Below are 25,990 nucleotides of genomic sequence, written 5' to 3'. Positions count from 1 at the left end.
TTTCTGGTATAAAGCAGCGCTCTTTTCTAGGGGCCCGGTTCCTTCACTGTAGGTGTAGCCGGTAAGACCTCTAAAGAAACGCGGCGCCTGGCGCCAAATGACTGAGAGATTAAGCGGCCAACCCATGCCGGGTTGGGCATGTGGTTTTAGAGGGCTGAGGCATGTCTAGAGTATGTCAAGTTACCGGTAAGGGTCCGGTAACCGGGAATAACATTTCCCACGCAAACAACAAAACCCGTCGTCGTTTCCTGCCGAACCTGCAGCATCACCGCTTCTGGGTTGAAGAAGAGAAACGTTTTGTGCGTCTGCGCGTATCTGCCAAAGGCATGCGTATCATCGACAAGCGTGGCATCACTGTCGTGCTGGCCGAACTTCGCCGCGATGGCAAGGTTTAAGGGAGCTAATCATGCGTGAATTGATTCGTTTGATTTCGAGCGCCGGTACTGGTCACTTCTACACTACCGACAAGAACAAGCGTACTACCCCGGACAAAATCGAGATCAAGAAATATGATCCGGTTGTTCGCAAGCACGTGATCTACAAAGAAGGCAAAATCAAGTAATTGATTTTTCCCTCTTACGAAAAAGGCCCGTATCGCGAGATACGGGCCTTTTTTGTTGCGCGGGAATCAGGTTGTTTCGTCAGCGCCGAACCTGGTCAGCCGCAGTTGATGCTGACGATGATTCTGTCGGCATTGGTATGCAGGTTGATGCGTTTCGGGCGCAGGTCGTGGCTCGAAGGGTACTTCGGTCCAGTGGCTCGCACTGGTGCGCCATTGGCCAGGGCGCGAACTTCTTCAAGCAGTTCCGGGGTACATTTCTGGCCGATGGTGTACTGGGCGATGGCAAGATCGCATTGATCGGGTAAGACTGGCATGTTGCCTCCTTGCATGACTGTTGGTTGGGGCGCCTGCGTCGCCGGGTGGCAGCACGTCCTGTGCGTTACCGTCCCGACGATGAAATGCGTGGCGCCTGTCAGCAAGTCTTACCCGGTGTCGCTGTCCCGGGCCAGCGGCAGAATGTCAGCGACTGTTTCGATGTGGGTTCAAGCCTTCTGTTCAAACGCCACGTAGATCTTGCGGCACGGCTCCAGCACTTCCCATGTTCCGCGAAAGCCGGCGGGGATCACGAAGCGATCGCCTACGCGTAGGGTCTTGGCATTGCCATCGAGGTCACGCAGTACGGAGACGCCCTGCACGATTTCGCAGTATTCGTGTTCGGTGAAGTGCACCGTCCACTGGCCGACAGCCCCTTCCCACACACCGGCGTTCAGCTGGCCGCAAGGGCTGTTGTAATGGTTGTATACCACTTGCTCGGGGTCGCCCTTGAGCACTTTGGTTGGGTCAGGGCGGTAGCGTTCAGGCTCGGTGGTGGCCTGGCTGAAGTCGACGATATTCTGGATGCTCATTGTTGTATTCCCCCGTCATTGCGGTGCGAGTGGTTGGTATCGCCAAAGTCTATGTTTATTAAAATGAACATCGCAAGGCCGTTTGCCGGCGTTATGTCAAATATATTGAAACTTCATGGGCGGCTGGTTTAGGGTGGCAGATGCCTTGGGCCGAAAAGCAGGCTGGCCGGGCAGAATTCCTGACAGCGCCCGCGAAGAACGCGGGTGTCGTATCAATAAGAGGAGGACACTCGCATGACCACCCTGACCCGTGCCGACTGGGAACAACGTGCCCGCGATCTGAAAATCGAAGGCCGCGCCTATATCAATGGCGAATACACCGACGCCGTTTCCGGCGAGACCTTCGAGTGCATCAGCCCTGTCGATGGCCGTCTGCTGGGCAAGATTGCCAGCTGTGACGCCGCCGATGCCCAGCGCGCTGTGGAAAACGCCCGCGCCACGTTCAATTCCGGTGTCTGGTCGCGCCTGGCGCCGACCAAGCGCAAATCCACGATGATCCGTTTCGCCGGCCTGCTGAAACAGCACGCCGAAGAGTTGGCCCTGCTTGAAACCCTGGACATGGGCAAGCCGATCAGCGATTCCCTGTACATCGACGTTCCCGGCGCGGCGCAAGCCCTGAGCTGGAGCGGCGAAGCCATCGACAAGATCTACGACGAAGTAGCCGCCACCCCGCACGATCAGCTGGGACTGGTGACCCGTGAGCCGGTGGGTGTTGTTGGCGCCATCGTGCCGTGGAACTTCCCGCTGATGATGGCGTGCTGGAAACTGGGCCCGGCGCTGTCCACCGGTAACTCGGTGATCCTCAAGCCGTCCGAAAAATCGCCGCTGACGGCGATTCGCATCGCTGAACTGGCTGTTGAAGCCGGCATCCCGAAAGGCGTGCTCAACGTGCTGCCAGGCTACGGTCACACCGTTGGCAAGGCCCTGGCCCTGCACAACGATGTCGATACGCTGGTGTTCACCGGTTCGACCAAGATCGCCAAGCAGCTGTTGATCTACTCCGGCGAGTCGAACATGAAGCGCGTCTGGCTTGAAGCTGGCGGCAAGAGCCCGAACATCGTGTTCGCCGATGCGCCAAACCTGCAAGACGCTGCCGAAGCGGCTGCCGGTGCCATCGCCTTCAACCAGGGCGAAGTCTGCACTGCCGGTTCGCGCCTGCTGGTGGAGCGTTCGATCAAGGACAAATTCCTGCCGCTGGTGATCGAGGCACTGAAAACCTGGAAGCCGGGCAATCCACTGGACCCGGCGACCAACGTTGGTGCGCTGGTCGATACCCAGCAGATGAACACCGTGCTGTCCTACATCGAGTCGGGTCATGCCGATGGCGCCAAGCTGGTGGCCGGTGGCAAGCGTACGCTCCAGGAAACGGGCGGCACTTACGTTGAGCCGACGATTTTCGACGGTGTGAGCAACGCGATGAAAATCGCCCAGGAAGAAATCTTCGGCCCGGTACTGTCGGTCATCGCATTCGACAGCGCCGAAGAAGCCATCGCGATCGCCAACGACACACCGTACGGCCTGGCCGCGGCGGTGTGGACTGCCGACATCTCCAAGGCTCACCTCACCGCCCGCGCACTGCGTGCCGGTAGCGTGTGGGTAAACCAGTACGATGGCGGCGACATGACCGCTCCGTTCGGTGGCTTCAAGCAGTCCGGCAACGGTCGCGACAAGTCGCTGCACGCGTTCGACAAATACACCGAGCTGAAGGCGACCTGGATCAAGTTGTAAGCTCGTGAGGGAGGCCTGCCGAGTAGCAGGCCTCCCGAACGACGCAGATCCCTTGTGGGAGCGGGCTTGCTCGCGAAGGCGGTGTATCAGCCAACATTGATGTTGGATGTGATGGCCTCTTCGCGAGCAAGCCCGCTCCCACATTTGTTTTGTGTGTCCTGAAGAAAAAATCAATCCACAGGAGCGTGGAACATGCGTTGGGCGACTTATTTCGCCGTTTTGGCATCTGTCTTGAGTGTCGGCCTGGCCCTGGGGGTCAGCATGCCGCTGGTGTCGTTCCGCCTGGAAAGCTGGGGTTACGGCTCGTTTGCCATTGGCGTGATGGCCGCAATGCCGGCCATCGGCGTCCTGCTCGGGGCGAAAATTTCCAGTCACCTGGCGGCGCGCTTCGGCACGGCCAATCTGATGCGTCTGTGCCTGTGGGCCGGGGCGGTTTCCATCGGTTTGCTGGCGCTGTTGCCGAGCTATCCGGTCTGGTTGGTGCTGCGGCTGATGATCGGGGTGATCCTGACCCTTGTATTCATCATCGGTGAAAGCTGGATCAATCAACTGGTGGTCGAGCAATGGCGCGGGCGGCTGGTGGCGCTGTATGGCAGCAGCTACGCACTGAGTCAGCTGGCAGGGCCGGTGTTGCTGGGCTTCCTTGGCACCGAGCACGATTATGGCTTTTGGGTCGGCGTCGGTTTGCTGATGGCTGCACCGTTTCTGTTGCTGGGTCGTAGTGGTGCGCCGAGCAGCGAGGCCAGCAGCGTGACCCTGCGTGATTTGCTTGAGTTCTGTCGTGGCCTGCCGGCGATTGCCTGGGCGGTGTCGCTGTTCGCCGCGTTCGAGGCGATGATTTTGACGCTGTTGCCGGTCTATTGCCTGCGCCAGGGCTTCACTACGGAGATCGCCTTGGCGATGGTCAGTACGGTGGTGGTCGGCGATGCGGTGCTGCAATTGCCGATTGGTGCATTGGCCGATCGCTTGTCGCGGCGCGCGTTATTCACCGGTTGTGCGGTGGTTCTGCTGATGTCGAGCCTGGCAATCCCGATGCTGATCGACACGTTGCTGATCTGGCCTTTGTGGGTGCTATTCGGCGCCAGTGCCGGCGGATTGTTCACCTTGTCACTGATCCTGATCGGCGAGCGTTATCGTGACGATGCGCTGGTGCGGGCCAACGCACACATCGCCCAGCTGTGGGGGATTGGTTGTCTGATCGGGCCGCTGCTGGCGGGTGCGGGCAGTCAGTGGATCAGCGGCCATGCATTGCCGTTGCTGATGGCGGTGGGGGCGTTGGGAGTGCTGATTGTGGTGTCGCGGCAAGGGGCGTTTGGCGCGGTTCAGCCAGCATAGCTTTTGTAGCAGCTGGCGAAGCCTGCTGCTACAACATCTTCTCCAGCCCAACCGTATTGCTCAGCCAGGCATTGAAGCGCCGCCACCAACTCCCTGGCTCCCTGGTCAGGGTGTGCATTTTTCCATCGTCTTCGGTGGTCCAGACGATCTGACCGTTCTCCAGCTCCACCTGATAACTCAGGGCCGGCGCCATACCCTGCAGCGCCAGTTCGCGAACCCGTGCGGCCAACTCTGGACTGTCCACCAGCACGCCGACTTCGGTATTCCACAGCACCGAGCGCGGATCGAAATTGAACGAGCCGATAAAGGATTTCTGCTGGTCGAAGATCATCGCCTTACTGTGCAGGCTGGAGTCGGAGCCGCGATAGGAACTGCCGGAAAACAAATGCGGCCCGCTACCGCTGTCGCCGTCTTCACCCGGCTGACGACGCAATTCGTAAAGCTTTACGCCATGTTCCAGCAACGCCCTGCGGTAGGGCGCATAGCCACCGTGCACCGCTGGCACGTCCGTGGCTTCCAGTGAGTTGGTCAGCAAACTCACGGAGACGCCGGCATCGGCGCGCCCGGTCAGGTACACCAGCCCCGGTTGGCCAGGCACGAAGTAAGCCGAAATCATGATCAGCTCTTTGCGGACACCGTCGAGTTCAGGCGCCAGTTGCGTGGTCAGCAACAACTGCGAATCGGGCTCACCCTTGGCCAGTACCTTGCTCGGCGCATCCCACAGTGCCTGGTTCCAGGCCCAGACCAGCTCGCGGCGCCAGATGTCCAGGCGTGGATGCGTGGTGAAGGTCATCAAGTGTTTGTAGAGCGCGTGATTCTGTTTGCGCGATTCCGCCAGAGACTCTTCCAGTCGGGTGCGGGTGTTTTCTAGGTCCCGGGCGGTGGGTTTGCTCGACAGGAATTCGTCGATCGGCTTGCTCAGGGCGCTGTTCCAGTACTGGTCGAAGCTGTGCCCGAGTTGCTCGGCGACCGGGCCGACACTGAGCATGTCGATGTCGGTGAAATTCATGTTGGGCTTGGCATCGAAATACTCGTCCCCCAGATTGCGCCCGCCGACGATAGCCATGCTGTTGTCCGCCAGCCACAACTTGTTGTGCATGCGTCGGTGTTGTTGCGACAGGTTGAACAGGCGGCCCACGGTGCGCGTCACGCCCGTACTGCGGCCCAGATTCAACGGGTTGAACACGCGGATCTGGATGTTCGGGTGCGCGGCGAGGGTCGCGATGACGCGGTCCAGGCCGTCGCTGGCGGTATCGTCGAGCAGTATCCGCACCCGAACGCCCCGGTCAGCGGCCTTGAGCAATTCCTCGATCAACAGGCGCGTACTGATGCCGTCATGCACGATGTAGTACTGCAAGTCGAGGCTGTTTTGGGCATTGCGGATCAGTTCGGCACGGGCGGTGAAGGCCTCGGTGCTGTCCGATAGCAGGCGAAAGCCCGATTGTCCCTTGTAAGGTGCGGCTTGCGCCTGGACCGAGCGACCGAAAGCGGAGTCTGAAGCCGGCAGCGCCTGGCTCGGTACACGCTGAACGTCGAAGCTGGAGCAACCGCCCAGGAACGAGGCAAGCAGCAGAAAAGCAAGCAGGGGCTGTCTGACTCTCACGTAGGATCGTTCCGTTTGGCGGCGCAGATAGGCATATGGACGCTGATTCCCGAATAAAAGTCAGTCGCTGAGCTGATCGGTTTCCGCCAGCAGTTTGATCGCTGTCGCGCCGACCTTGCGCACCGCTTCTTCGATGAGTGGTGTTGGTTTGGCAGCGTAGTTCATGCGCAGGCAATTGCGGTACTTGCCCGAGGCGGAAAAAATACTGCCCACGGCAATCTGTACGCCCTGGTCGTGCAAGGCGCGATTCAGTTTCAGGGTGTCGAAGCCTTCCGGCAGTTCGACCCACAGCATGAAGCTGCCTTGTGGGCGACTGGCGCGAGTGCCAGCAGGAAAATAGCGAGTCACCCAATCGATCATCACGTCGCGATTGCGCTGGTATTGCGTGCGCATCCGCCGCAAATGCGGTTCAAAGTGGCCACCTTTGAGAAACTCGGCGATGGCGATCTGCGGCTGAGGTGCGGTGGAGCCGGTGCTGATGTATTTCATGTGCAGCACCCGTTCCAGATACCGGCCCGGCGCGACCCAACCGATACGCAAGCCCGGGGCCAGGGTCTTGGAAAACGAACTGCACAACAGGACGCGACCGTCCTCGTCGAAGGATTTGATCGTGCGCGGACGCGGGTAGGTATAGGCCAGTTCGCCATACACATCGTCCTCGATGATCGCCACGTCAAAGCGCTGCGCAAGCGTCAACAACGCACGTTTGCGCGACTCCGGCATGATGTAGCCCAACGGGTTGTTGCAGTTGGGGGTCAACTGTATGACCTTGATCGGCCATTGCTCCAGGGCCAGTTCCAGCGCTTCGAGGCTGATCCCGGTCAGCGGGTCGGTAGGGATTTCCAGAGCCTTCATGCCCAGACCCTTGAGGGTCTGCATCGCACCGTGAAAGCTCGGCGAGTCCACCGCAACAATATCCCCCGGCTCGCAGATGGCGCGAATGCTGGTGGACAGCGCTTCGTGGCAACCCGTGGTGACCACCAGCTCACTGGCGCCCAACTGACAGCCGGAATCGAGCATCAGGCGAGCGATTTGTTCACGCAGTTCGAGGTTGCCGTGGATGTTGTCGTAATGCAGGCCGGGCATGTCCTGCCGCCGGCTGATTCGCGCCAGATCACGCAGCAGCGGTTTCATGGTCGGGCTGGTGATGTCCGGCATGCCGCGTCCGAGTTGCACCACATCTTTGCGCGGCACTGCGCGGATCAATTCCAGCACTTGATCCCATTGCGAAATGTCCACCGGACGCTGGGCCGGGCGGCCGACTGCCGGCAAATCCGGCAATTCGCGGCTGGCCGGAACGAAGTACCCGGATTTTGGCCTTGGCATGGCCAGCCCGCTGTCCTCCAGCACCCGATAGGCCTGCTGCACCGTGCTCAGGCTGACGCCGTGCTCGACGCTTAGCGCCCGTACCGAAGGCAGCCGGTCACCGGGGCGATAGAAGCCCTGTTCGATACGTGTGCCGAGCAACTCGGCGAGGTTGACGTAAAGGGTCATGGTGCAGCCTCGATAGGGGTGATTCGGTTAACCAGTACAGATCAGGCAAAAAATCAGGATTCAGTAGTGGAATCGGTAAAACTGTATTGAGTTAATACAGTTGTATTGAATCTGTATTGCTTTTACGCGCCCTCGCATCATGGAACCTCTGGCTACCCAAGTAAACAGGAGCATCCAAGATGAACGGTTTGAGCGATGTGCGGCTGACGTTACACAGTCAGGAACTGACGGCAGGGCAGAACAACGGCACGCGGGAGGCGGGCATGCACAGTGCGCCGTCCGGCCTGAGTCGCTGGGACCGGTTCTGGTGCCGGCTGCGCACGCGCAAGGTGTTGTTGACCCTGACACCCGACCAGCTCAAGGATATCGGACTGACGCGAGAGCAGGCGTTGGAGGAGGGGCTGAAGCCTTTCTGGCGGATCTGATTTTGGCGACGTTCTTTCGGGCCTCATCGCGAGCAAGCTCGCTCCCACAAGGACCGGTGGTGAACACAATTCTTGTGAACACCATCATTCCCTGTGGGAGCGAGCTTGCTCGCGATAACGTCGGCACAGACACCGCCAATCCTTCAGACCAACTCTTTAAGCCGATGCCACAACATCCCCAACGCCAGCAACGGCGAGCGCAAATGCTTGCCGCCGGGGAAGGTGATATGCGGCACCCTGGCAAACAGATCGAAGCCGCCGCTGTGCTGGCCGCTGATGGCTTCGGCCAGCAGCTTGCCGGCCAGGTGCGTGGCATTCACGCCATGACCGGAATAGGCCTGGGCGTAATACACATTCGGCTGGTCCTTGAGCCGGCCGATCTGCGGCAGGCGATTGGCGCCGATGCCGATCATGCCGCCCCATTGATAGTCGATCTTCACACCAGACAATTGTGGAAAGACTTCGAGCATTTTCGGACGCATGTACGCGGCGATGTCTTTCGGGTCGCGGCCCGAGTAATGGCAGGCGCCGCCGAACAGCAGGCGCCGGTCCGCCGAGAGCCGGTAATAGTCCAGCGCCACCCTTTGATCGCAGACCGCCATGTTCTGCGGCAGCAGGGCGTGGGCCAGTTCTTCGCTCAATGGTTCGGTGGCGATGATGTAGCTGCCGGCGGGCAGGACTTTGCCGCTGAGTTCCGGGTTGAGGTTATTGAGGTAGGCATTGCAACCCAGCACCAGGGTTCTGGCGCGTACCGAGCCCTCGGCGGTATGGACCTTGACCTCGGGGCCATAGTCGATGCGGGTCACGGCCGATTGCTCGAACAGCCGGACCCCCAATTGTTGTGCGGCTGCGGCTTCGCCCAAAGCCAGGTTCAGTGGATGCAGGTGCCCCGAACCCATGTCGATCAGGCCGCCGACGTAACGCGTAGAGCCGACCACCGTGTGCATCTCATTGGCCTGCAGCAAACGAGTCTCGTAGCGATAACCGAGGCTGTGCAGTTCTTCGGCATCCTCGGCGAAACCTTCAAGGTCACGGGGCTTGTTGGCGAGGTCGCAGTAACCCCAGGTCAGGTCGCAGGGGATCTGAAAACGCTCGATCCGTTGCCGGACGATTTCCACGGCTTCCAGGCCCATGAGTTTCATTTGCCGAACGCCTTCGACACCGATGACGTTGGTGAACTGATCGAGGCCGTGGCCAACGCCGCGAATCAGCTGCCCGCCGTTGCGTCCACTGGCGCCCCAACCGATTTTGTGGGCTTCAAGCAACACCACGCTGAGTCCGCGATCGGCCAGCTCAAGCGCCGTGTTCAACCCTGAAAACCCGCCGCCCACTACACAGACGTCGGCCAGCACTTCGCCTTTGAGCACCGGACGTTCGGGCTGCGGCAGGCTGCTGGCGGCGTAGTAGGAAGTGGTGTGGCTGACAGGCTGTTGAGCACGGACATTCATGTGCGTGTTCCTGATTCTTGCGTTTAGAAAACTTGACGGAGCATAAGCCGGACCTTCCCGGGCGGGCAACATTGGTCGGCTGGCGCTGTCTGGATCGGGGCTTTTGCGTCAGAATCGCGCTCTATTCCGCTTTGGGTCACCGCTGCAATGAGCTGCAACAGCCAGACAATTCGCACATTGCGACAACAGATTCCTTCGTTCGAGTGCGTTCCCGGCTGCCATGACTGCTGCGGGCCGGTGACCACCTCGCCGGAAGAAATGTCGCGCCTGCCGCGCAAGACTCGCGCCGAACAGGATGCCGCTATGGAAGAGCTCAACTGTGTGCATCTGGGGCCGAATGGTTGCACGGTGTATGACGAGCGGCCGCTGATCTGCCGGTTGTTCGGTACCACCAAGACCTTGCCGTGCCCCAATGGGCGGGGGCCGGTGGAGCTGATTCATCCGCGGGTGGAGAAGCAGGTGTTCGAGTACATGGCCAGTACACGGCAGGTGCTGGTTTAAAAGGAGCGGGTCTTCAGGTGGACCGAGTTGCCTCAATCGCGAGCAAGCTCGCTCCCACAGGTATTTGAGTCTGCATAAACTTTGTGTTCAAAACCGGTTCATTGTGGGAGCGAGCTTGCTCGCGATGAGGTCCTGAAAGGCACCGCCAATCTCAATCCGGAATCGGCAACGTCAGGCTCTCTTTCACCTCTTCCATCACGATGTAACTCTTGGACTCGCGCACGTGGGGCAGCTTGAGCAGGATGTCGCCCAGCAATTTGCGATACGAGGCCATCTCGGAAATTCGCGCCTTCACCAGGTAGTCGAAATCCCCTGACACCAGGTGACACTCCAGCACATGGGGCAATTTCAGCACTGCACGTCGGAACTCTTCGAATGTATCGCCGGATTTGTAGTCCAGGCTGATCTCGACGAACACCAGAAGGCTACCCTTCAGGTGCTGCGGATTGAGCCGGGCGTTGTAGCCCATGATGATCCCCTCGCGCTCCAGGCGCCGGACCCGCTCAGTGCAGGGCGTGGTCGAGAGCCCGACTTTTTCCCCAAGCTCCGTAAAGGAAATCCGCCCGTCCGCTTGCAGGATCCGTAGGATGTTGCGGTCGATCTTGTCCAGCTCACGTTTGGTCTGAGTGTTGGTACGCATAGGGGATGCGCCTCCGTGAAAAGGGTTTTTGCCGAGAATTGTCGCCAAATATAGGCGCTTATATAGTGAAAAGCACTGGCAAATCTTTTTTACACTGCGCGCATCTGAAGCTCTGAATAACAAACGTCAGCGGTTAGCCGCGATGAGGGATTTGAAAATGCGCGTCATGGTCTTGGGTAGCGGCGTCATCGGTACCACCAGTGCTTATTACTTGGCCCGCGCCGGGTTTGAAGTAGTGGTCGTCGACCGGCAGCCAGCTGCTGCCATGGAGACCAGTTTCGCCAACGCCGGGCAGGTGTCGCCGGGTTATGCCTCACCGTGGGCCGCGCCGGGTGTGCCGCTCAAGGCCATCAAGTGGCTGTTGCAGCGCCATGCACCCTTGGCGATCAAGGCCACTGCCGACATCGACCAGTACCTGTGGATGGCACAGATGCTGCGCAACTGCACAGCCAGCCGTTACGCGGTGAACAAGGAGCGCATGGTCCGTCTGTCCGAGTACAGCCGTGACTGCCTCGACGAACTGCGCCTGGAGACCGGCATCGCCTACGAAGGCCGCAGCCTCGGTACCACCCAACTGTTCCGCACCCAGGCTCAACTGGACGGCGCCGCGAAAGACATCGCCGTGCTGAAAGAATCCGGCGTGCCGTTCGAACTGCTCGACCGCGACGGCATTGCCCGCGTCGAGCCGGCACTGGCCAGCGTCACCGACATCCTCGCCGGTGCCCTGCGCCTGCCGAACGACCAGACTGGCGACTGCCAGATGTTCACCACCAAGCTCGCCGAGATGGCCGCGAAGCTCGGTGTGCAGTTCCGTTTCGGTCAGGATATTCAGCGCCTGGACTTCGCCGGTGACCGCATCAACGGCGTGTGGATCGATGGCAAGCTGGAAACCGCCGACCGCTACGTGCTGGCTCTGGGCAGCTACTCGCCGCAACTGCTCAAGCCGCTGGGGATCAAGGCACCGGTGTACCCGCTCAAGGGCTACTCCCTGACCGTCCCGATCACCAACCCGGCTATGGCGCCGACCTCGACCATTCTCGACGAGACCTACAAGGTCGCGATCACCCGTTTCGACAACCGCATCCGCGTTGGCGGCATGGCCGAGATTGCCGGTTTTGACCTGTCGCTGAACCCGCGTCGCCGCGAAACCCTGGAGATGATCGTCAACGATCTTTATCCTCAGGGTGGCGATCTGGCCCAGGCCGATTTCTGGACCGGCCTGCGTCCGACCACTCCGGACGGCACCCCGATTGTTGGCGCCACCCCGTTCAAGAACCTGTTCCTGAACACCGGTCACGGTACGCTCGGCTGGACCATGGCTTGTGGTTCGGGTCGCTTGCTGGCGGACCTGATGGCGAAGAAAAAGCCGCAGATCAGCGCCGAAGGCCTCGATATTTCCCGTTATGGCAACAAAACCCAGGAGCCTGCAAAGCATGTCAGTCCAGCGCCAGCTCACCAATGAGCGCATGAGTCAGATCGTCACCCATAACGGCACGGTTTACCTGGCCGGACAGGTCGGCGATGACATGAACGCCGGGATTGAACAGCAGACCCGTGAAGCCCTCGCCAATATCGAGCGGCTGCTCGATCTGGCCGGCACCGACAAGCACCATCTGCTGTCGGTGACGATTTACCTGAAAGACATCGACGCACATTTCGAAGGCATGAACGCGGTGTGGGACAAGTGGCTGCCAAAAGGCGTTGCCCCGGCCCGCGCCACCGTTGAATCGAAATTGTGCGAACCGGAAATCCTGGTCGAGCTGTCGGTTGTCGCCGCTCTGCCATAATCCTGTCAGAAAGATCCCTCTCCCGGTGCTGTTGGCGGTTCACGCCGTCAGCCAGCGCCGGTTTTTTTTCCCGATAATCCGACCAGAAGTGTGCCGCCATGCGTCCTGCCCGTGCCCTGATCGACCTTCAAGCCCTGCGTCACAACTACCGAATCGCCTGTGAACTCACGGGGGCCAAAGCCCTCGCGGTGATCAAGGCCGATGCCTATGGCCATGGCGCAGTGCGTTGCGCCCAGGCGCTGGAAGCCGAGGCAGACGGGTTTGCCGTGGCCTGCATCGAAGAGGCGTTGGAGCTGCGGGCAGCGGGCATTCGTGCGCCGGTGCTGTTGTTGGAAGGCTTTTTCGAAGCCGACGAGTTGTCACTGATCGTCGAGCATGATTTCTGGTGTGTTGTGCATTCGCTGTGGCAACTCGAAGCCATCGAGAAAGCCGCTTTGAGCAAGCCGATCACTGTCTGGCTGAAGCTTGATTCGGGTATGCACCGCGTTGGACTGCATCCAGCTGATTATCAGACGGCCTATCAACGGCTGTTGGCCAGCGGCAAGGTTGCGAAAGTGGTGCTGATGAGCCACTTTGCGCGTGCCGACGAACTGCACGAGCAGGCCAGCGCCGATCAGGTGGCGGTATTTGAAGCAGCGCGCAAGGGCTTGTCCGCCGAGATCAGCTTGCGCAACTCGCCGGCGGTGCTTGGCTGGCCGCAGATTCCGAGTGATTGGGTGCGTCCGGGCATCATGCTCTATGGCGCCACGCCCTTCGAAGAAGCCAATGAAGTGGCATCGCGTCTGCAACCGGTCATGACCCTGGAATCGAAAGTGATCAGTGTGCGCGAGTTGCCGGCTGGCGAACCCGTCGGTTACGGCGCCAGATTCATCATCCCTAAACCGATGCGCATTGGCGTCGTGGCCATGGGTTATGCCGACGGTTACCCGCGTTTGGCTCCGAACGGCACGCCAGTGCTGGTGGCCGGGCAGCGCAGCCAGTTGATCGGCCGGGTGTCGATGGACATGCTCTGTGTCGACCTGACCGATGTGCCGCAGGCCGGTCTCGGTTCGACCGTCGAGTTGTGGGGCAAAAACATCCTTGCCAGTGATGTGGCCATCGCCGCTGGCACGATTCCTTACCAGATTTTCTGCAACCTGCGCCGAGTGCCACTGCTCTATTCCGGGGCTTAGTGCGCAGGGCTCCAGACCGGAAGTCGCCTCGCTGAGCAGGATTCAGGTCAAGGTGTTGTAAATACTGAACGCTGTCGCCATGATAACGCTCACTGTTTCAACAATCCTGAATCCTGGAGGCGCAAGCTTTGGACGTCGGTGAACGACTGCAATCCATCCGTAGGCTCAAAGGCCTTTCCCAGCGTGAGCTCGCCAAACGGGCGGGGGTCACCAACAGCACGATTTCGATGATCGAGAAGAACAGCGTGAGCCCTTCGATCAGTTCGCTGCGCAAGGTGTTGGGCGGGATTCCCATGTCCATGGTCGAGTTCTTTTCCGAAGAAATCCTGCAGGAAAAACCGACTCAGATTGTCTACAAGGCCAACGAGCTGATCGATATTTCCGATGGCGCCGTGACCATGAAACTGGTCGGTCGGGCCCACCCGAGCCGGGCTATCGCATTCCTCAATGAAATCTATCCGCCAGGCGCCGACACCGGTGACGAGATGCTCACCCATGAAGGCGAGGAAACCGGCATCCTGGTCGAAGGAAAACTGGAACTGGTGGTCGGTCTCGAAACTTTTGTCCTCGAAGCCGGCGATAGCTACTACTTTGAAAGTACCAAGCCACATCGATTCCGGAATCCGTTCGATGCGCCTGCGCGACTAATCAGCGCAGCCACGCCGGCGAATTTCTAAGAAAAGAGGCGTCCTGCCAGCATCACAGAGGCGCCCGGGCCGTTTTTCCGCCGCAGCCTAAGACCCTTGCGACTTTGGGGTTGTTTCAGTGCGACGGGCTTACCGCTATACTTGCGCCCGCCTGCGAACCGTGGCCGTAGGCGTGACTAGCCACCATTGAGGGTGAACGCGTGAACCTAATTATGAAAATGCTGGCTGCACCAGCAACCGTATTGGCCCTATGGGCTGTCAGTGTCAGCGCTCAAGCTGCGACCAACGACGTTATCGCTAAACGCCTTGAGCCAGTCGGTCAGGTTTGTGTTCAGGGTAAAGAGTGCAAAGGGATGGAAGTGGCCACTGCCGCTGGCGGCGGTGGTGGTGCGAAAACTCCGGATGAAGTGATTGCAAAACATTGCAACGCTTGCCACGGCTCAGGCCTGTTGGGCGCACCGAAAATCGGTGATGCCGCCGCTTGGGGCGAGCGCGCCAAGAAAGAAGGTGGTGTTGACGGTTTGCTCGCCAAGGCTATCTCCGGCCTCAACTCGATGCCGCCAAAAGGCACCTGCGCCGATTGCTCCGATCCAGAGCTCAAAGGCGCCATCCAGAAGATGTCCGGCCTGAAATAAGCCTGAGTCTTCCTGCTGAAAAGCCGCTTTCGAGCGGCTTTTTTGTGCCCGCGATCTCGATATACACCGCTGATTACTTGTAGGAGCGAGCTCGCTCGCGAAGAATTTGAAGGCGCCGCGGGGTGTCAGGTTTCCAGCGTTATCGTTGACGACCATCGCGAGCGAGCTCGCTCCTACAGGGGGCCAGTGGCGGCCGATTGGCATTAACAGGCTGTTTTTTGCAGCCAAGACCCGGCAAGCTCGGTCCAACCCCAATTCATGGAACATGAGGGAGGATCCGATGGTGCAGCTGTGTTCTATCGAGCAGGCGGTCGATGACGTACTGGCGCGGTTGCCGGTCCACATTCACATGGGCCTGCCTCTGGGCCTGGGCAAACCCAACCACTTCGTCAACGCGTTGTATCGACGTCTCGCGCAACTGCCAGAGCGGCGGCTGACGATCTACACCGCGCTTTGCCTGGGCCGTCCGCCCTTGGGCGACGGTTTGCAAAAGCGTTTCCTCGAACCCTTTATCGAGCGGGTTTTCGGCGATTATCCCGAGCTGGATTTCTTCGCCGACCTGCGTCGCGACAAGCTACCGGGCAACATCCACATTCAGCAGTTCTTCATGCAGCCCGGCAGCCTGCTCAACAGTGCGACGGCGCAACAGGACTACGTCAGCAGCAATTACAGCCATGCGGCGCGGGACATCAATGCCGCCGGGTTGAATCTGGTCGCTCAGTTAGTCGCAAGTCATGCCGAGCAACCCGACCGCCTGAGCCTGAGCTGCAACCCGGACATCACCCTCGACCTGCTGCCGATGATTGCCAAGCGCCGTGCCGCCGGAGAAACCATCCTGATGGTCGGCCAGGTGCACGACGATCTGCCTTACATGCCCGGCGATGCGGAACTCGGCATCGACACTTTCGACCTGCTGATCGATGAGAAGGACAACACCACACTGTTTTCCACGCCGAACATGCCGGTGGGGTGTCAGGACCATTTCATCGGCCTGCACGCCAGCACCCTGGTGCGTGACGGCGGCACTTTGCAGATCGGCATCGGTTCCATGGGGGATGCGCTGACGGCGGCGCTGCTGGCGCGACAAGCCGACAGTGACGCTTACAAGACCTTGCTGGACGAAATGAACCTCAGCCAGTGGGCGCAGCTGATCGAGCGCGAAGGTGGCATCGAACCCTTCGCCAAAGGCCTGTATGGCTGCAGCGAAATGTTCGTCAACGGCTTATTGGTACTGGCGGATGCAGGGATCGTGCGGCGCAAGGTTTACCCGGACGTGGCGACCCAGCAGCAGGCGAATGCCGGTACCCTGGATGAGGCCGCGCAAACCGATGGCATTTCTGTGCATGGCGGCTTTTTCCTCGGCCCGCGTACCTTCTACGAACGCTTGCGCGAATTGCCGCAGAGCAAGCGGCTCGAATTCAACATGACTCGCATCAGCTACATCAACGAGCTCTATGGCCAGGAAGAACTCAAGCGTTTGCAGCGTCTTGATGCACGGTTCATCAACACCGCGTTCACCGTAACATTGCTGGGTGCCGCTGTGGCGGATCAGCTCGAAGATGGACGTGTGCTCAGCGGCGTAGGCGGGCAGTACAACTTTGTGGTTCAGGGGCATGCGCTGCAAGGCGCGCGCTCGGTGTTGCTGCTGCGCAGTTGGCGTGAGTCTGGCGGCGACGTCAATTCGAATATCGTCTGGGAGTATGGTCACTGCACGATTCCCCGGCATCTGCGCGACATCGTGGTCACCGAGTACGGCATCGCCGATCTTCGCGGCAAAACCGATGCGGCAGTGATTGAGGCTTTGCTCAACATCAGCGACTCGCGTTTTCAGCCGGGATTGATCGAGCGGGCGCAGAAAGTTGGCAAATTGCCCAAGGACTTCCGTCTCGATCCACGCTTTGCTGATAACACTCCGCAACGGTTGCAGGGCATTCAGGCACGACATCCGCAGCTGTTTCCAGAGTATCCGCTAGGGTGTGATTTCACCGAGGTCGAGCGAGATGTGTTGCGGGCGCTGAACTGGCTCAAGAGCAAGTTCAAGCTGAGCGAGGTGTTGGAATTGGGCAAGGCGGCCCTGGATGCGCCGGAGCCTGCGTCGTTCCCGGAGCATCTGGAACGTATGCAGCTGGCCAGTCCTGAAGGACTGAAGGAGGATTTGTATCAGCGGTTGCTGCTCACCGGCCTCAAGGCAACTGCGCAGTAACTGTCCCCCCAAAAACAACTGTGGGAGCGAGCTTGCTCGCGATTGCATAGTGTCAGTCAACGAAGATGTCGACTGACACTATGCAATCGCGAGCAAGCTCGCTCCCACAGGGTATTGCTGTATCCCGGCTTACTCGATGAAGGTCACAACGCCATCTTTCAACGACTTCACGCGAGCCAACGACTCCACGCGATAACCCTGCGAATCCAGTTCCGCACGGCCGCCCTGGAACGACTTCTCGATCACGATGCCCAGGCCCGCCACGGTCGCGCCGGCCTGTTTGATGATCGAGATCAGCGCCTGGGACGCCTTACCGTTGGCCAAAAAGTCATCGATGATCAGCACGCGGTCGCTGCTGGTCAGGTGGCGCGGGGAGATGGCCACGGTGCTTTCGGTCTGCTTGGTGAACGAGTACACGGTCGCCGACAGCAGGTTTTCGGTCAGGGTCAGGGACTGGTGCTTGCGAGCGAAAATCACCGGCACGCCGAGGTTCAGGCCGGTCATGATCGCCGGTGCGATGCCCGAAGCTTCGATGGTGACGATCTTGGTAATGCCCGAATCCTTGAACAGCGTGGCGAATTCGTCGCCGATCAGCTTCATCAGGGCCGGGTCGATCTGGTGGTTCAGAAAGGCGTCGACTTTCAGGACCTGGTCGGAAAGCACGATGCCTTCTTCGCGAATTTTCTGGTGCAGGGCTTCCATGAAGCTGTCCTCTTTTGGCGCCTGTGCGCCGAAGGTCATATAAAAGTGGTCAATTCTAGCGCTTTAACATCGCGCGTATATCCGCCAATGCGTTGTTGCCTCGCACGGCTTTGACTTCGGTCGGTGTGTCGTCGTTGCCTTCCCAGGCCAGATCGTCCGGCGGCAACTCATCGAGGAAGCGGCTCGGCGCGCAATCGATGATCTCGCCGTACTGCTTGCGCTTGGCGGCGAAGGTGAAGGCCAGGGTCTGGCGCGCACGGGTAATGCCCACGTAGGCCAGACGACGTTCTTCTTCGATGGTGTCGGCTTCGATGCTGGAACGGTGCGGGAGGATTTCCTCTTCCATGCCCATGATGAACACGTAGGGGAATTCCAGGCCCTTGGATGCATGCAAGGTCATCATCTGCACGCCCTCGGCCCCGTCTTCCTCTTCCTGCTGGCGCTCGAGCATGTCGCGCAGGACAAGTTTGCCGATGGCGTCCTCGACAGTCATTTCGCCGTCTTCGTCCTTTTCCAGGGTGTTTTTCAGGGCCTCGATCAGGAACCAGACGTTGCCCATGCGGTAGTCCGCGGCCTTGTCGCTGGAGCTGTTGGTGCGCAGCCAGTTCTCATAGTCGATGTCCATGACCATGCTGCGCAGGGCGGAGATCGGGTCTTCGCCGGCACACTGCTCGCGCACCCTGTCCATGAAGCGCTTGAAGCGCGACAGGCGATCGGTGAAGCGACTGTCCAGGTGTTCGCCCAAACCCATCTCATCAGTGGCGGCGTACATCGAGATCTTGCGTTCGGTGGCGTAGTTGCCCAGCTTCTCCAGCGTGGTCGAGCCGATCTCACGGCGCGGCACGTTGATCACTCGCAGGAAGGCGTTATCGTCGTCCGGGTTCACGATCAGGCGGAAGTAGGCCATCAGGTCCTTCACTTCCTGACGTCCGAAAAAGCTGTTGCCGCCGGACAGGCGATATGGCACCTGGTGATGCTGCAATTTCAGCTCGATCAGCTTGGCCTGGTAGTTGCCGCGATACAGGATCGCGAAATCGCTGTACGGGCGGTCAGTGCGCAGGTGCAGGCTGAGAATTTCCATGGCCACGCGCTCGGCCTCGGCGTCCTCGTTGCGGCAACGGATCACACGGATCTCGTCGCCATGGCCCATTTCACTCCACAGCTGCTTTTCGAACTCGTGGGGGTTGTTCGAGATCAGCACGTTGGCGCAGCGCAGGATGCGGCTGGTGGAGCGGTAGTTTTGCTCCAGCATCACCACTTTCAAGGACGGGTAGTCTTCCTTGAGCAGCATCAGGTTTTCCGGGCGAGCCCCGCGCCAGGCGTAGATCGACTGGTCGTCGTCGCCCACCACGGTGAACTGGTTGCGTTTGCCGATGAGCATTTTCACCAGCAGGTACTGGCTGGCGTTGGTGTCCTGGTATTCGTCGACCAGCAGGTAACGCACCTTGTTCTGCCACTTTTCCAGAATGTCGGCGTGCTCTTCGAACAGCTTCACCGGCAGCAGGATCAGGTCGTCGAAGTCCACCGCGTTGAACGCCTTGAGCGTGCGCTGATAGTGGGTGTAGACGATGGCGGCGGTCTGTTCCTTGGGGTTGCGCGCGTTTTCCAGGGCCTGGGCTGGCAGGATCAGGTCGTTTTTCCAGGCGCCGATCATGTTCTTGATCTCGTCGACGCCGTCGTCGCCCGAGTATTCCTTCTGCATGATGTCGGTCATCAGGGCCTTGACGTCGGTCTCGTCGAAGATCGAGAAGCCCGGCTTGTAGCCCAGCCGCACATGCTCCTTGCGGATGATGTTCAGTCCCAGGTTGTGGAACGTGCAGACCGTCAGCCCGCGACCTTCACCGGCACGCAACAGGGTGCCGACCCGTTCCTTCATCTCGCGGGCGGCCTTGTTGGTAAAGGTCATGGCGACGATGTACTGGGCGCGGATGCCGCAGTTCTGGATCAGATGCGCGATTTTGCGCGTGATCACGCTGGTCTTGCCGGAGCCTGCACCGGCGAGCACCAAAAGAGGGCCGCCGACGTAGCTCACGGCTTCTTGCTGCCGGGGATTGAGTCGGGACATAGGTAAATTCAGGAGTCAGTCACGAAATGGGCCGGCATTTTAACAGGCTCAGCGAATTGTGCTGCTCTGTCCGACTTGTGACGTACTGCGCTATCTGCAATTGCCGGTTTTGTTACTTTCACGCAGGATGCGCAACGAATTTGCGGCTAATGTTCGTAATTGCGGATACAAAGGGCTCGTTTTGCCAACTGATGTCATTGTCATTGACCATCGGAACGGCATAATGCCCGTCGCCTACATTTTTGCAGAGTCTAGGGAGCTAGCTTGTCTACGCCTGTCGAACCCTTGCGTTTGCTGCTACTGGCCGAAGAGCCAGCGTGGGCAGCGTTGTTGCGCGAGTGTCTGGCTCCTATGGGGAGCTCGGCCGTGCTCATCAGCGCGCCGAGTTGGGAGTCGGTCAGCAGCCTGTTCGATGACAACCGCAGCGCGGTGTTATTGACCATCCCGCAACTTCAACCGGCGCCGGGCCGTTGCAGCCTGCCGACGGTGTTGCTGCTCGACCATGAGCCGCTGACCCCGCCCGACGGTGTGAGTGACTGGCTGGTGCGCGACCTGCTCGACTCCGGTATGTTGCGCCGCTGCCTGCGCCATGTGCGCGAGCGTGGCGTCCTGGAAAACACGCTGCAACGCCTGGCCGAGCAAGATCCGCTCACCGGCATCGCCAACCGCCAGGGCTTCCAGACCCTGCTGACGGCGCGCCTGGCGGAAAACGACGGTCGCGGCCTGGCCCTCGGTCATCTCGACCTCGACAACTTTCGTTATGCCAACGACGCCCTCGGCCATCAGGCCGGTGACCGCCTGATCCTGCAAGTGGTGGCGCGGCTCAAGAGCCAGCTCGAGGCCGGCGATCAACTGGCACGCCTGGGCAGCGATGAATTCGCTCTGTTGATCGACACCCGTCGCGCTCCCCAGCGTGCCGAGTGGATGGCCGAACGCATCAGCGAAGCATTGGCCGAGCCTTATTGGGTCGATGGCGAAAGCCTGCTGATCGGTTCCAGCCTGGGCATCGCCTACGCCCGGGCCCAGACCGGTGCGGATCCGCTGATGTGGCATGCACATATCGCCATGCAGCAGGCCAAAAGCACCCAAGGCTGCACCTTTCACATTTTCAACGAGCGCATCAACCGCAATGCCCGCAGCATCGCCGACCTCGAAACCGAGCTGCGCCGGGCGCTGCGCCGCGATGAGCTGGAATTGCACTACCAGCCACGCCTGAACCTTGAAGACGGGCAGATCGTCGGCCTCGAAGCCTTGGTGCGCTGGCGGCATGCCGAGCGCGGCTTGCTGCCACCGAGCGAATTCGTGCCGCTGGCCGAGCAAAGCGGTCTGATTGTTCCGCTGGGCTACTGGGTGATTTCCCGGGCCTTGCGCGACATGCAGGCGCTGCGTGAGCTGGATTTGCCGCCGTTGCACATGGCAATCAACCTGTCGTTCCGGCAATTCCAGGACAGCCAGTTGCTCTCGACCCTGAGTCGTCTGATTGCCGAGCGCGGCGTCGAGGCGCAGTGGCTGGAGTTCGAGCTGACCGAAACCGCGGTCATGCGCCGCAGCGATCTGGTCAAGCAGACCATGGACGCCCTCGGGCGCCTCGGTGTGCGCTTCTCCCTCGACGACTTTGGCACCGGCTTCTCGTCGTTCGTGCACCTCAACAGCCTGCCGATCACCTTGTTGAAGATCGACAAGAGCTTTGTCGGCGGCATGGAACAGCGTGAGGAAAACCGCAAACTGGTCCACGCGATGATCAATCTGGCGCACAACCTCAACCTTGAGGTGGTCGCAGAAGGCGTGGAAACGCCGGAGCAACTGGATCTGCTGCGCGGGTTCGAGTGCGATCAGGTGCAGGGGTATTTGATCAGCAAGCCATTGCCGCTGGCCGAGCTGGTGGAGTATCTGACGATTGGCTCCAGCCAGCCGTCGATGCTGGAAATCGTAAGCTGAGGTTGCCACAGAGCCCTGTAGGAGCGAGCTTGCTCGCGATAAACCTGAGAACGCCGCGGGGCACCTGCCAACCAGCGTTATCGTTGACGACCATCGCGAGCGAGCTCGCTCCTACAGGGGCTCAGTCAGGCTGAGCGACCTCGAAGCGCTGCTCTGACGTCGTATCGCGCTTGATCATCCGCTTCATCTTCCACTCGAACCCCAGCGTCAGGCTCACCGCCGCACACGCCAGCCCCAGTGCCAGGCCCCACCACACGCCAGTTGGCCCCCAGTGCAAGTGGAACGCCATCCACCACGCTGCCGGAGCGCCGATCAGCCAATAGCAACCCAGGCCGACGAGGAAAGTGGTCTTGGCATCCTTGAGTCCGCGAATGCAGCCCATGGCGATGGTCTGCGTGCCGTCAAACAGCTCGAACCACGCTGCCACCGCCAGCAGGCTCACGGCCAAGTTGATGACATCGCGGAACGCCGGGTCGTTGTGGTCGAGGAACAGGCCGACCAACTGGTTTGGCAGCAGCCAGAAGACCATGGCGAAACACAGCATCGCCGCCGCCCCGAACGCAATGCCGACCCGCCCGGCCAGGCGCGCATCCAGCAGCTGCCCGGCGCCGTAATGCTGACCGATGCGCATGGTGATTGCGTAGGAAATACCCGCCGGGACCATGAACGCCACCGAGACGATTTGCAGGGCGATCTGGTGTGCGCCCAGTTGCGTGCTGCCCATGGTGCCCATGCACAGCGCGGCGAAGGCAAACAGCCCGACTTCCACCGCGTAGGTGCCGCCAATCGGCAGGCCCAGACGCCACAACTCCTTCAGGTACTGGCGGTTCAGCCGCGACAGGCCCTGACGCAGCGGATAGGCCTCATAAGCAGGATGCCGACGAATGTGCCACGCCAGCGCAAGTGCCATCAGGTTGGCGACAATCGCCGTGACCAGCCCGATGCCCACCAGCCCCAATTTTGGCAGGCCGAACATCCCGGTAATCAGCGCATAGTTGAGCAAGAAGTTGGCGACCGTACCGCCAAGGCTGATGACCATCACCGGCGTCGCACGGCCAATGGCGCTGGTGAACCCGCGCAGGGCCATGAAGCTCAGGTAACCGGGCAGGGCGAACGGCAGGAAGATCAAAAACTGCCCGGCTGCGTGGACGTTGCTTTCGGTCTGACCGAACAGCAGCAGCACCGGTTTGAGGTTCCACAACAGCAAACCGGCGACCAGCGCCATCAGCCATGCCAGCCACAACCCGGCCTGGGTCAGCCGGGTAGCCCCGACAATATCGCCGGCCCCCTGACGGATCGCCACCAGAGTACCGACGGCCGCAATCACGCCGATGCAGAAAATCGACACGAACGAATAGGTCGCCGCGCCGAGCCCGCCACCGGCCAGCGCCTCGGGACTCAGACGCGCCATCATCAGGGTGTCGGTGAGGACCATCAGCATGTGCGCCAACTGCGAGGCAATCAGCGGCCCCGCCAGCCGCAGGATGGCCCAGAGTTCAGTACGTGCTGGATGTTGCATGGTCATCACGCTCGATTATCAAAGGAAACAGGAAAGCGTCGATTCTCGGCGCTCTGGGGCGATTGCACAAAGGGATAAAAAGGATGGATGGCATGATTCAAACTCATGCTGGAGAGTTTCTGCTAGGGTGGCCAGAAACCTGTGTAGGAGCTTTCCCAATGTCACGTCGTCTTCCTCCCTTGTATGCCCTGCGCGCATTCGAAGCGGCGGCGCGACACAGCTCGTTTACCCGTGCGGCCGAAGAGCTGTCGATTACCCAAAGTGCGGTCAGCCGGCATATTCGTACGCTCGAAGAACATTTTGCCTGCCGCCTGTTTCATCGCAGCGGCCGCAACCTGCAACTGACCGAGTCGGCGCGGTTACTGTTGCCGGGCATTCGCGAAGGCTTCACCGCGCTAGAGCGCGCCTGCAATACCTTGCGCGCCGAAGACGACATCCTGCGCATGAAAGCCCCGTCGACTCTGACCATGCGCTGGTTGCTGGCGCGCCTCAGCCGCTTTCGCCACCTGCAACCAGGCAACGAGGTGCAACTGACCAGTGCGTGGATGGACGTCGATTCCGTGGATTTCAACGACGAGCCGTTCGACTGTGCGGTGCTGTTGAGTAACGGCCATTTCCCTCCGGACTGGGAGGCGAGTTACCTGTTCCCCGAGGAATTGATCCCGGTCGGTGCGCCCAACCTGCTTAACGACCAGCCCTGGGATGTCGAGCGCCTGACCAACACCGAGTTGCTGCACCCCACGCCTGACCGCCGCGACTGGCGCAACTGGCTGGAGCGCATGGGCCTGGCCGAACAGGTGTCGCTCAAGGGCGGGCAGGTGTTCGATACCCTGGAACTGGGCATGATCGCCGCCGCGCGAGGCTATGGTGTGTCCATGGGTGATCTGCTGATGGTCGCGGAGGACGTGGCTCAGGGACGCCTGAGTTTGCCGTGGCCGACCGCCGTCGCCAGCGGTGAGTGTTATTACCTGGTCTGGCCGAAAACCCGGCCCGGCGGAGAGCGCATGCGCCGGCTCAGCGACTTTCTGCAGAACGAAGTCCGTTCCATGGAATTACCAGAGGTCATGCACCTGAGTTGAAACGATGTCTCCGGTTTAAAACGTAAAGGATGTCTGCGGTTTCTACCCTTATCGCCGTCCCCTGTGGGAGCGAGCCTGCTCGCGATGGGGGCGACGCGGTGTCGGCACTCACTGCGTCGCCGGCCGATACTGCAACGCTTCCGCCAAATGCTCACGGTTGATCGCATCAACCTGTTCCAGATCCGCCAGCGTCCGCGCCACCTTGAGCAATCGATGTGCCGAGCGCAGTGACAGGGTCAGTCGTTCGCAGGCGGATTCGAGCCAGTGCTCATCGGCTGTGGATAACTTGCAGTGCCGACGCAGCCCCGGCAAATCCAGAAAGGCATTGGCACAACCCTGACGCTTCTGCTGGCGCTCACGCGCCTCGGCGACAAGCGCTGCAGCACGGGCGCTGTCCTCTCCCGGTTTCACCGTGGGGTTCAACGTCGTGGTTTCCCGGGCGACTGTCAGGTGCAGGTCGATGCGATCGAGCAGCGGCCCCGACAGTTTGTTGCGATAGCGCTGCACCATGTCCGGTGTGCAGGAGCAGCGCCCGCTCGGTTCGCCAAGATATCCACAGGGACATGGATTCATCGCCGCCACCAATTGAAAACGCGCCGGAAAGCGCACGCGATCTTTCGCCCGCGAGATTACGATATGCCCGGATTCCATCGGCTCCCTCAGGACTTCCAATACTCTGCGCTCAAACTCGGGAAGCTCATCAAGAAACAGGACGCCGTGGTGGGCGAGGGTAATTTCACCCGGCTGCGGTTTCGAGCCGCCACCCACTAAAGCGGGGCCAGAGGCGGAGTGATGGGGCTGGCGAAAGGGGCGTTGTGGCCAGTGACGCAAGGGCACACAACTGGTGACCGACTGAATCGCCGCCACTTCCAGCGCCTCGCTTTCGGTCAGCGGCGGCAGCAGCCCTGGCAAACGACTCGCCAGCAACGTTTTTCCGGTCCCCGGGGGGCCACTGAGTAGCAGGTTGTGAGCTCCAGCAGCCGCAATCAGCAGCGCACGCTTGGCCGCAAGCTGCCCTTGCACTTCATTCAGATCGGGATAAGGTTTGCTGGCGCAGAGCAGTCCATCGGAAGCATAAGGTTCGATCGGTGTATGCCCGTTGAAGTGCGCGACGGCCTCCAGCAAATGGTCAACAGCAATCACTTTCAGTCCCGACGCCAGGCACGCCTCCTCAGCGTTCGCCCGTGGCACCATCAGCCAGCGCCCGGCCTTGCGTGCCGCCAACGCCGCCGGCAACACCCCTCGAACTGCCCGTACCGCACCTGACAGGGCCAACTCCCCCAAACACTCCACGTCATCCAGTGTCAGCGTCGGCACCTGCACGCTGGCCGAGAGAATCCCCAGGGCAATCGCCAGATCGAAGCGCCCGCCATCCTTTGGCAAATCCGCCGGCGCCAGATTCAGCGTGATCCGTCGCGCCGGAAATTGCAGCCCGGAATTGATGATCGCACTGCGCACCCGATCCTTGCTTTCCTTCACCGCCGCCTCGGGCAGGCCGACCATGGTTAGTGACGGCAAACCATTGGCCAGATGGACTTCAACAGTAACGGCTGGCGCCTCCACGCCGACCTGGGCGCGGCTGTGGACGATGGAGAGGGACATGGTCGTTCCTTGAGCTAAACGGGGGGCCGCTTCCTGCGGGTTGTTGAAGGGTAGACGTGG

At 60.4% G+C, this 25,990-nt stretch carries 24 protein-coding genes; 14 read left to right on the top strand and 10 right to left on the bottom strand.

Translation table 11 applies throughout. The annotated features are described in order from the left end of the window. Positions 1-161 precede the first annotated feature (161 nt). Positions 162-395 (top strand): 50S ribosomal protein L28, encoded by a 234-nt coding sequence (gene rpmB, locus ACEN8Z_RS02125; RefSeq protein WP_007975166.1) that lies wholly within the window; start codon positions 162-164, stop codon positions 393-395. A gap of 11 nt (positions 396-406) precedes the next feature. Further along, positions 407-562: a 50S ribosomal protein L33 gene (gene rpmG / locus ACEN8Z_RS02120; protein WP_003177274.1), complete on the top strand. Its 156-nt coding sequence runs from the start codon at positions 407-409 to the stop codon at positions 560-562. Positions 563-657: 95 nt separating this feature from the next. Here the strand turns inward: rpmG and ACEN8Z_RS02115 are convergent, their stop codons facing one another. Both ACEN8Z_RS02115 and ACEN8Z_RS02110 read right to left on the bottom strand, forming a co-directional pair. Further along, positions 658-876, bottom strand: a complete 219-nt coding sequence (locus ACEN8Z_RS02115) for a hypothetical protein (protein WP_007996509.1) — start codon at positions 874-876, stop codon at positions 658-660. 168 nt (positions 877-1,044) lie between these two features. Beyond that, positions 1,045-1,407: a cupin domain-containing protein gene (locus tag ACEN8Z_RS02110; protein WP_495596643.1), complete on the bottom strand. Its 363-nt coding sequence runs from the start codon at positions 1,405-1,407 to the stop codon at positions 1,045-1,047. Between the two features lie 234 nt (positions 1,408-1,641). On the opposite strand from ACEN8Z_RS02110, the gene ACEN8Z_RS02105 reads away from it, so the two are divergent. Together ACEN8Z_RS02105 and ACEN8Z_RS02100 are read left to right on the top strand one after the other, a co-directional pair. Continuing rightward, complete coding sequence (locus ACEN8Z_RS02105; RefSeq protein ID WP_007996504.1) at positions 1,642-3,135, top strand: aldehyde dehydrogenase; 1,494 nt, start codon at positions 1,642-1,644, stop codon at positions 3,133-3,135. A gap of 192 nt (positions 3,136-3,327) precedes the next feature. Beyond that, positions 3,328-4,470: an MFS transporter gene (locus tag ACEN8Z_RS02100; RefSeq protein ID WP_442096379.1), complete on the top strand. Its 1,143-nt coding sequence runs from the start codon at positions 3,328-3,330 to the stop codon at positions 4,468-4,470. A gap of 28 nt (positions 4,471-4,498) precedes the next feature. Here ACEN8Z_RS02100 and ACEN8Z_RS02095 read toward each other — a convergent pair whose 3' ends face one another. Together ACEN8Z_RS02095 and ACEN8Z_RS02090 are read right to left on the bottom strand one after the other, a co-directional pair. Beyond that, entirely contained in the window at positions 4,499-6,073 is a 1,575-nt protein-coding gene (locus ACEN8Z_RS02095; RefSeq protein WP_495596642.1) for a phospholipase D family protein, read from the bottom strand. Between the two features lie 60 nt (positions 6,074-6,133). Beyond that, on the bottom strand, positions 6,134-7,567 hold the full coding sequence (locus ACEN8Z_RS02090; protein ID WP_495596641.1) for an aminotransferase-like domain-containing protein: 1,434 nt from the start codon (positions 7,565-7,567) through the stop codon (positions 6,134-6,136). A 179-nt stretch (positions 7,568-7,746) separates the two neighbouring features. Here ACEN8Z_RS02090 and ACEN8Z_RS02085 point away from each other — a divergent pair, with 179 nt between their 5' ends. Next, complete coding sequence (locus tag ACEN8Z_RS02085) at positions 7,747-7,992, top strand: DUF1127 domain-containing protein (protein WP_495596640.1); 246 nt, start codon at positions 7,747-7,749, stop codon at positions 7,990-7,992. Between the two features lie 143 nt (positions 7,993-8,135). On the opposite strand, the gene ACEN8Z_RS02080 is transcribed toward ACEN8Z_RS02085, so the two are convergent. Continuing rightward, positions 8,136-9,440 carry an NAD(P)/FAD-dependent oxidoreductase gene (locus ACEN8Z_RS02080; protein WP_495596639.1) on the bottom strand — a complete coding sequence of 435 codons (1,305 nt, stop codon included), beginning with the start codon at positions 9,438-9,440 and terminating at the stop codon, positions 8,136-8,138. A gap of 147 nt (positions 9,441-9,587) precedes the next feature. On the opposite strand from ACEN8Z_RS02080, the gene ACEN8Z_RS02075 reads away from it, so the two are divergent. Further along, positions 9,588-9,941 carry a YkgJ family cysteine cluster protein gene (locus ACEN8Z_RS02075; RefSeq protein ID WP_007975156.1) on the top strand — a complete coding sequence of 118 codons (354 nt, stop codon included), beginning with the start codon at positions 9,588-9,590 and terminating at the stop codon, positions 9,939-9,941. A 151-nt stretch (positions 9,942-10,092) separates the two neighbouring features. Here ACEN8Z_RS02075 and ACEN8Z_RS02070 read toward each other — a convergent pair whose 3' ends face one another. Beyond that, entirely contained in the window at positions 10,093-10,581 is a 489-nt protein-coding gene (locus ACEN8Z_RS02070; RefSeq protein ID WP_007975155.1) for an Lrp/AsnC ligand binding domain-containing protein, read from the bottom strand. Positions 10,582-10,738: 157 nt separating this feature from the next. Between ACEN8Z_RS02070 and dadA the strand changes: the two genes are divergently transcribed. The 6 genes from dadA (at position 10,739) to ACEN8Z_RS02040 (ending at position 17,025) form a co-directional block, all read left to right on the top strand. Next, positions 10,739-12,043: a D-amino acid dehydrogenase gene (dadA, locus tag ACEN8Z_RS02065; RefSeq protein WP_495596638.1), complete on the top strand. Its 1,305-nt coding sequence runs from the start codon at positions 10,739-10,741 to the stop codon at positions 12,041-12,043. After that, a complete protein-coding gene (locus ACEN8Z_RS02060) occupies positions 12,015-12,368 on the top strand; it encodes a RidA family protein (RefSeq protein WP_495596637.1) in 354 nt (117 codons plus the stop codon). Before dadA ends, ACEN8Z_RS02060 begins: the two co-directional genes overlap by 29 nt. Positions 12,369-12,466: 98 nt before the next feature. Continuing rightward, complete coding sequence (gene alr, locus ACEN8Z_RS02055) at positions 12,467-13,540, top strand: alanine racemase (protein WP_495596636.1); 1,074 nt, start codon at positions 12,467-12,469, stop codon at positions 13,538-13,540. Positions 13,541-13,668: 128 nt separating this feature from the next. Continuing rightward, positions 13,669-14,217 (top strand): cupin domain-containing protein, encoded by a 549-nt coding sequence (locus tag ACEN8Z_RS02050; RefSeq protein ID WP_007975150.1) that lies wholly within the window; start codon positions 13,669-13,671, stop codon positions 14,215-14,217. A 182-nt stretch (positions 14,218-14,399) separates the two neighbouring features. Beyond that, complete coding sequence (locus ACEN8Z_RS02045) at positions 14,400-14,822, top strand: c-type cytochrome (protein WP_033063507.1); 423 nt, start codon at positions 14,400-14,402, stop codon at positions 14,820-14,822. A gap of 280 nt (positions 14,823-15,102) precedes the next feature. Then, a complete protein-coding gene (locus ACEN8Z_RS02040; protein ID WP_495596635.1) occupies positions 15,103-17,025 on the top strand; it encodes an acetyl-CoA hydrolase/transferase C-terminal domain-containing protein in 1,923 nt (640 codons plus the stop codon). Positions 17,026-17,154: 129 nt separating this feature from the next. Here ACEN8Z_RS02040 and ACEN8Z_RS02035 read toward each other — a convergent pair whose 3' ends face one another. Next, positions 17,155-17,727 (bottom strand): xanthine phosphoribosyltransferase, encoded by a 573-nt coding sequence (locus tag ACEN8Z_RS02035; RefSeq protein ID WP_008001071.1) that lies wholly within the window; start codon positions 17,725-17,727, stop codon positions 17,155-17,157. 55 nt (positions 17,728-17,782) lie between these two features. Next, positions 17,783-19,792, bottom strand: a complete 2,010-nt coding sequence (gene rep, locus ACEN8Z_RS02030; RefSeq protein WP_033052577.1) for a DNA helicase Rep — start codon at positions 19,790-19,792, stop codon at positions 17,783-17,785. A gap of 264 nt (positions 19,793-20,056) precedes the next feature. Between rep and ACEN8Z_RS02025 the strand changes: the two genes are divergently transcribed. After that, the gene (locus ACEN8Z_RS02025; RefSeq protein WP_495596634.1) at positions 20,057-21,730 is read left to right on the top strand and encodes a putative bifunctional diguanylate cyclase/phosphodiesterase; all 1,674 of its coding nucleotides are present in this window, start codon (positions 20,057-20,059) and stop codon (positions 21,728-21,730) included. A gap of 121 nt (positions 21,731-21,851) precedes the next feature. Here ACEN8Z_RS02025 and ACEN8Z_RS02020 read toward each other — a convergent pair whose 3' ends face one another. Next, positions 21,852-23,249, bottom strand: a complete 1,398-nt coding sequence (locus ACEN8Z_RS02020; protein ID WP_495596633.1) for a NorM family multidrug efflux MATE transporter — start codon at positions 23,247-23,249, stop codon at positions 21,852-21,854. A 158-nt stretch (positions 23,250-23,407) separates the two neighbouring features. Between ACEN8Z_RS02020 and ACEN8Z_RS02015 the strand changes: the two genes are divergently transcribed. Further along, positions 23,408-24,328 carry a LysR substrate-binding domain-containing protein gene (locus tag ACEN8Z_RS02015; RefSeq protein ID WP_495596632.1) on the top strand — a complete coding sequence of 307 codons (921 nt, stop codon included), beginning with the start codon at positions 23,408-23,410 and terminating at the stop codon, positions 24,326-24,328. A 108-nt stretch (positions 24,329-24,436) separates the two neighbouring features. Here the strand turns inward: ACEN8Z_RS02015 and ACEN8Z_RS02010 are convergent, their stop codons facing one another. After that, the gene (locus tag ACEN8Z_RS02010; protein ID WP_495596631.1) at positions 24,437-25,930 is read right to left on the bottom strand and encodes a YifB family Mg chelatase-like AAA ATPase; all 1,494 of its coding nucleotides are present in this window, start codon (positions 25,928-25,930) and stop codon (positions 24,437-24,439) included. Between the last annotated feature and the right edge of the window lie 60 nt (positions 25,931-25,990).

The sequence above is a fragment of the Pseudomonas sp. Pseusp10 genome, assembly GCF_059492225.1.
This window is presented reverse-complemented; position numbering and strand designations above follow the sequence as displayed.

What these genes read in the sequence shown, in the direction of transcription:
- ACEN8Z_RS02090 (WP_495596641.1), bottom strand. Translation starts at nt 7,567, where the DNA reads ATGACCCTTTACGTCAACCTCGCCGAGTTGCTCGGCACACGTATCGAA.
- dadA (WP_495596638.1), top strand. Translation starts at nt 10,739, where the DNA reads ATGCGCGTCATGGTCTTGGGTAGCGGCGTCATCGGTACCACCAGTGCT.
- ACEN8Z_RS02045 (WP_033063507.1), top strand. Translation starts at nt 14,400, where the DNA reads ATGAAAATGCTGGCTGCACCAGCAACCGTATTGGCCCTATGGGCTGTC.
- ACEN8Z_RS02020 (WP_495596633.1), bottom strand. Translation starts at nt 23,249, where the DNA reads ATGCAACATCCAGCACGTACTGAACTCTGGGCCATCCTGCGGCTGGCG.
- ACEN8Z_RS02070 (WP_007975155.1), bottom strand. Translation starts at nt 10,581, where the DNA reads ATGCGTACCAACACTCAGACCAAACGTGAGCTGGACAAGATCGACCGC.
- ACEN8Z_RS02085 (WP_495596640.1), top strand. Translation starts at nt 7,747, where the DNA reads ATGAACGGTTTGAGCGATGTGCGGCTGACGTTACACAGTCAGGAACTG.
- ACEN8Z_RS02035 (WP_008001071.1), bottom strand. Translation starts at nt 17,727, where the DNA reads ATGGAAGCCCTGCACCAGAAAATTCGCGAAGAAGGCATCGTGCTTTCC.
- ACEN8Z_RS02105 (WP_007996504.1), top strand. Translation starts at nt 1,642, where the DNA reads ATGACCACCCTGACCCGTGCCGACTGGGAACAACGTGCCCGCGATCTG.
- ACEN8Z_RS02080 (WP_495596639.1), bottom strand. Translation starts at nt 9,440, where the DNA reads ATGAATGTCCGTGCTCAACAGCCTGTCAGCCACACCACTTCCTACTAC.
- ACEN8Z_RS02015 (WP_495596632.1), top strand. Translation starts at nt 23,408, where the DNA reads ATGTCACGTCGTCTTCCTCCCTTGTATGCCCTGCGCGCATTCGAAGCG.
- rpmB (WP_007975166.1), top strand. Translation starts at nt 162, where the DNA reads ATGTCTAGAGTATGTCAAGTTACCGGTAAGGGTCCGGTAACCGGGAAT.
- ACEN8Z_RS02115 (WP_007996509.1), bottom strand. Translation starts at nt 876, where the DNA reads ATGCCAGTCTTACCCGATCAATGCGATCTTGCCATCGCCCAGTACACC.
- ACEN8Z_RS02060 (WP_495596637.1), top strand. Translation starts at nt 12,015, where the DNA reads ATGTCAGTCCAGCGCCAGCTCACCAATGAGCGCATGAGTCAGATCGTC.
- ACEN8Z_RS02040 (WP_495596635.1), top strand. Translation starts at nt 15,103, where the DNA reads ATGGTGCAGCTGTGTTCTATCGAGCAGGCGGTCGATGACGTACTGGCG.
- alr (WP_495596636.1), top strand. Translation starts at nt 12,467, where the DNA reads ATGCGTCCTGCCCGTGCCCTGATCGACCTTCAAGCCCTGCGTCACAAC.
- rep (WP_033052577.1), bottom strand. Translation starts at nt 19,792, where the DNA reads ATGTCCCGACTCAATCCCCGGCAGCAAGAAGCCGTGAGCTACGTCGGC.
- ACEN8Z_RS02075 (WP_007975156.1), top strand. Translation starts at nt 9,588, where the DNA reads ATGAGCTGCAACAGCCAGACAATTCGCACATTGCGACAACAGATTCCT.
- ACEN8Z_RS02110 (WP_495596643.1), bottom strand. Translation starts at nt 1,407, where the DNA reads ATGAGCATCCAGAATATCGTCGACTTCAGCCAGGCCACCACCGAGCCT.
- ACEN8Z_RS02100 (WP_442096379.1), top strand. Translation starts at nt 3,328, where the DNA reads ATGCGTTGGGCGACTTATTTCGCCGTTTTGGCATCTGTCTTGAGTGTC.
- ACEN8Z_RS02010 (WP_495596631.1), bottom strand. Translation starts at nt 25,930, where the DNA reads ATGTCCCTCTCCATCGTCCACAGCCGCGCCCAGGTCGGCGTGGAGGCG.
- rpmG (WP_003177274.1), top strand. Translation starts at nt 407, where the DNA reads ATGCGTGAATTGATTCGTTTGATTTCGAGCGCCGGTACTGGTCACTTC.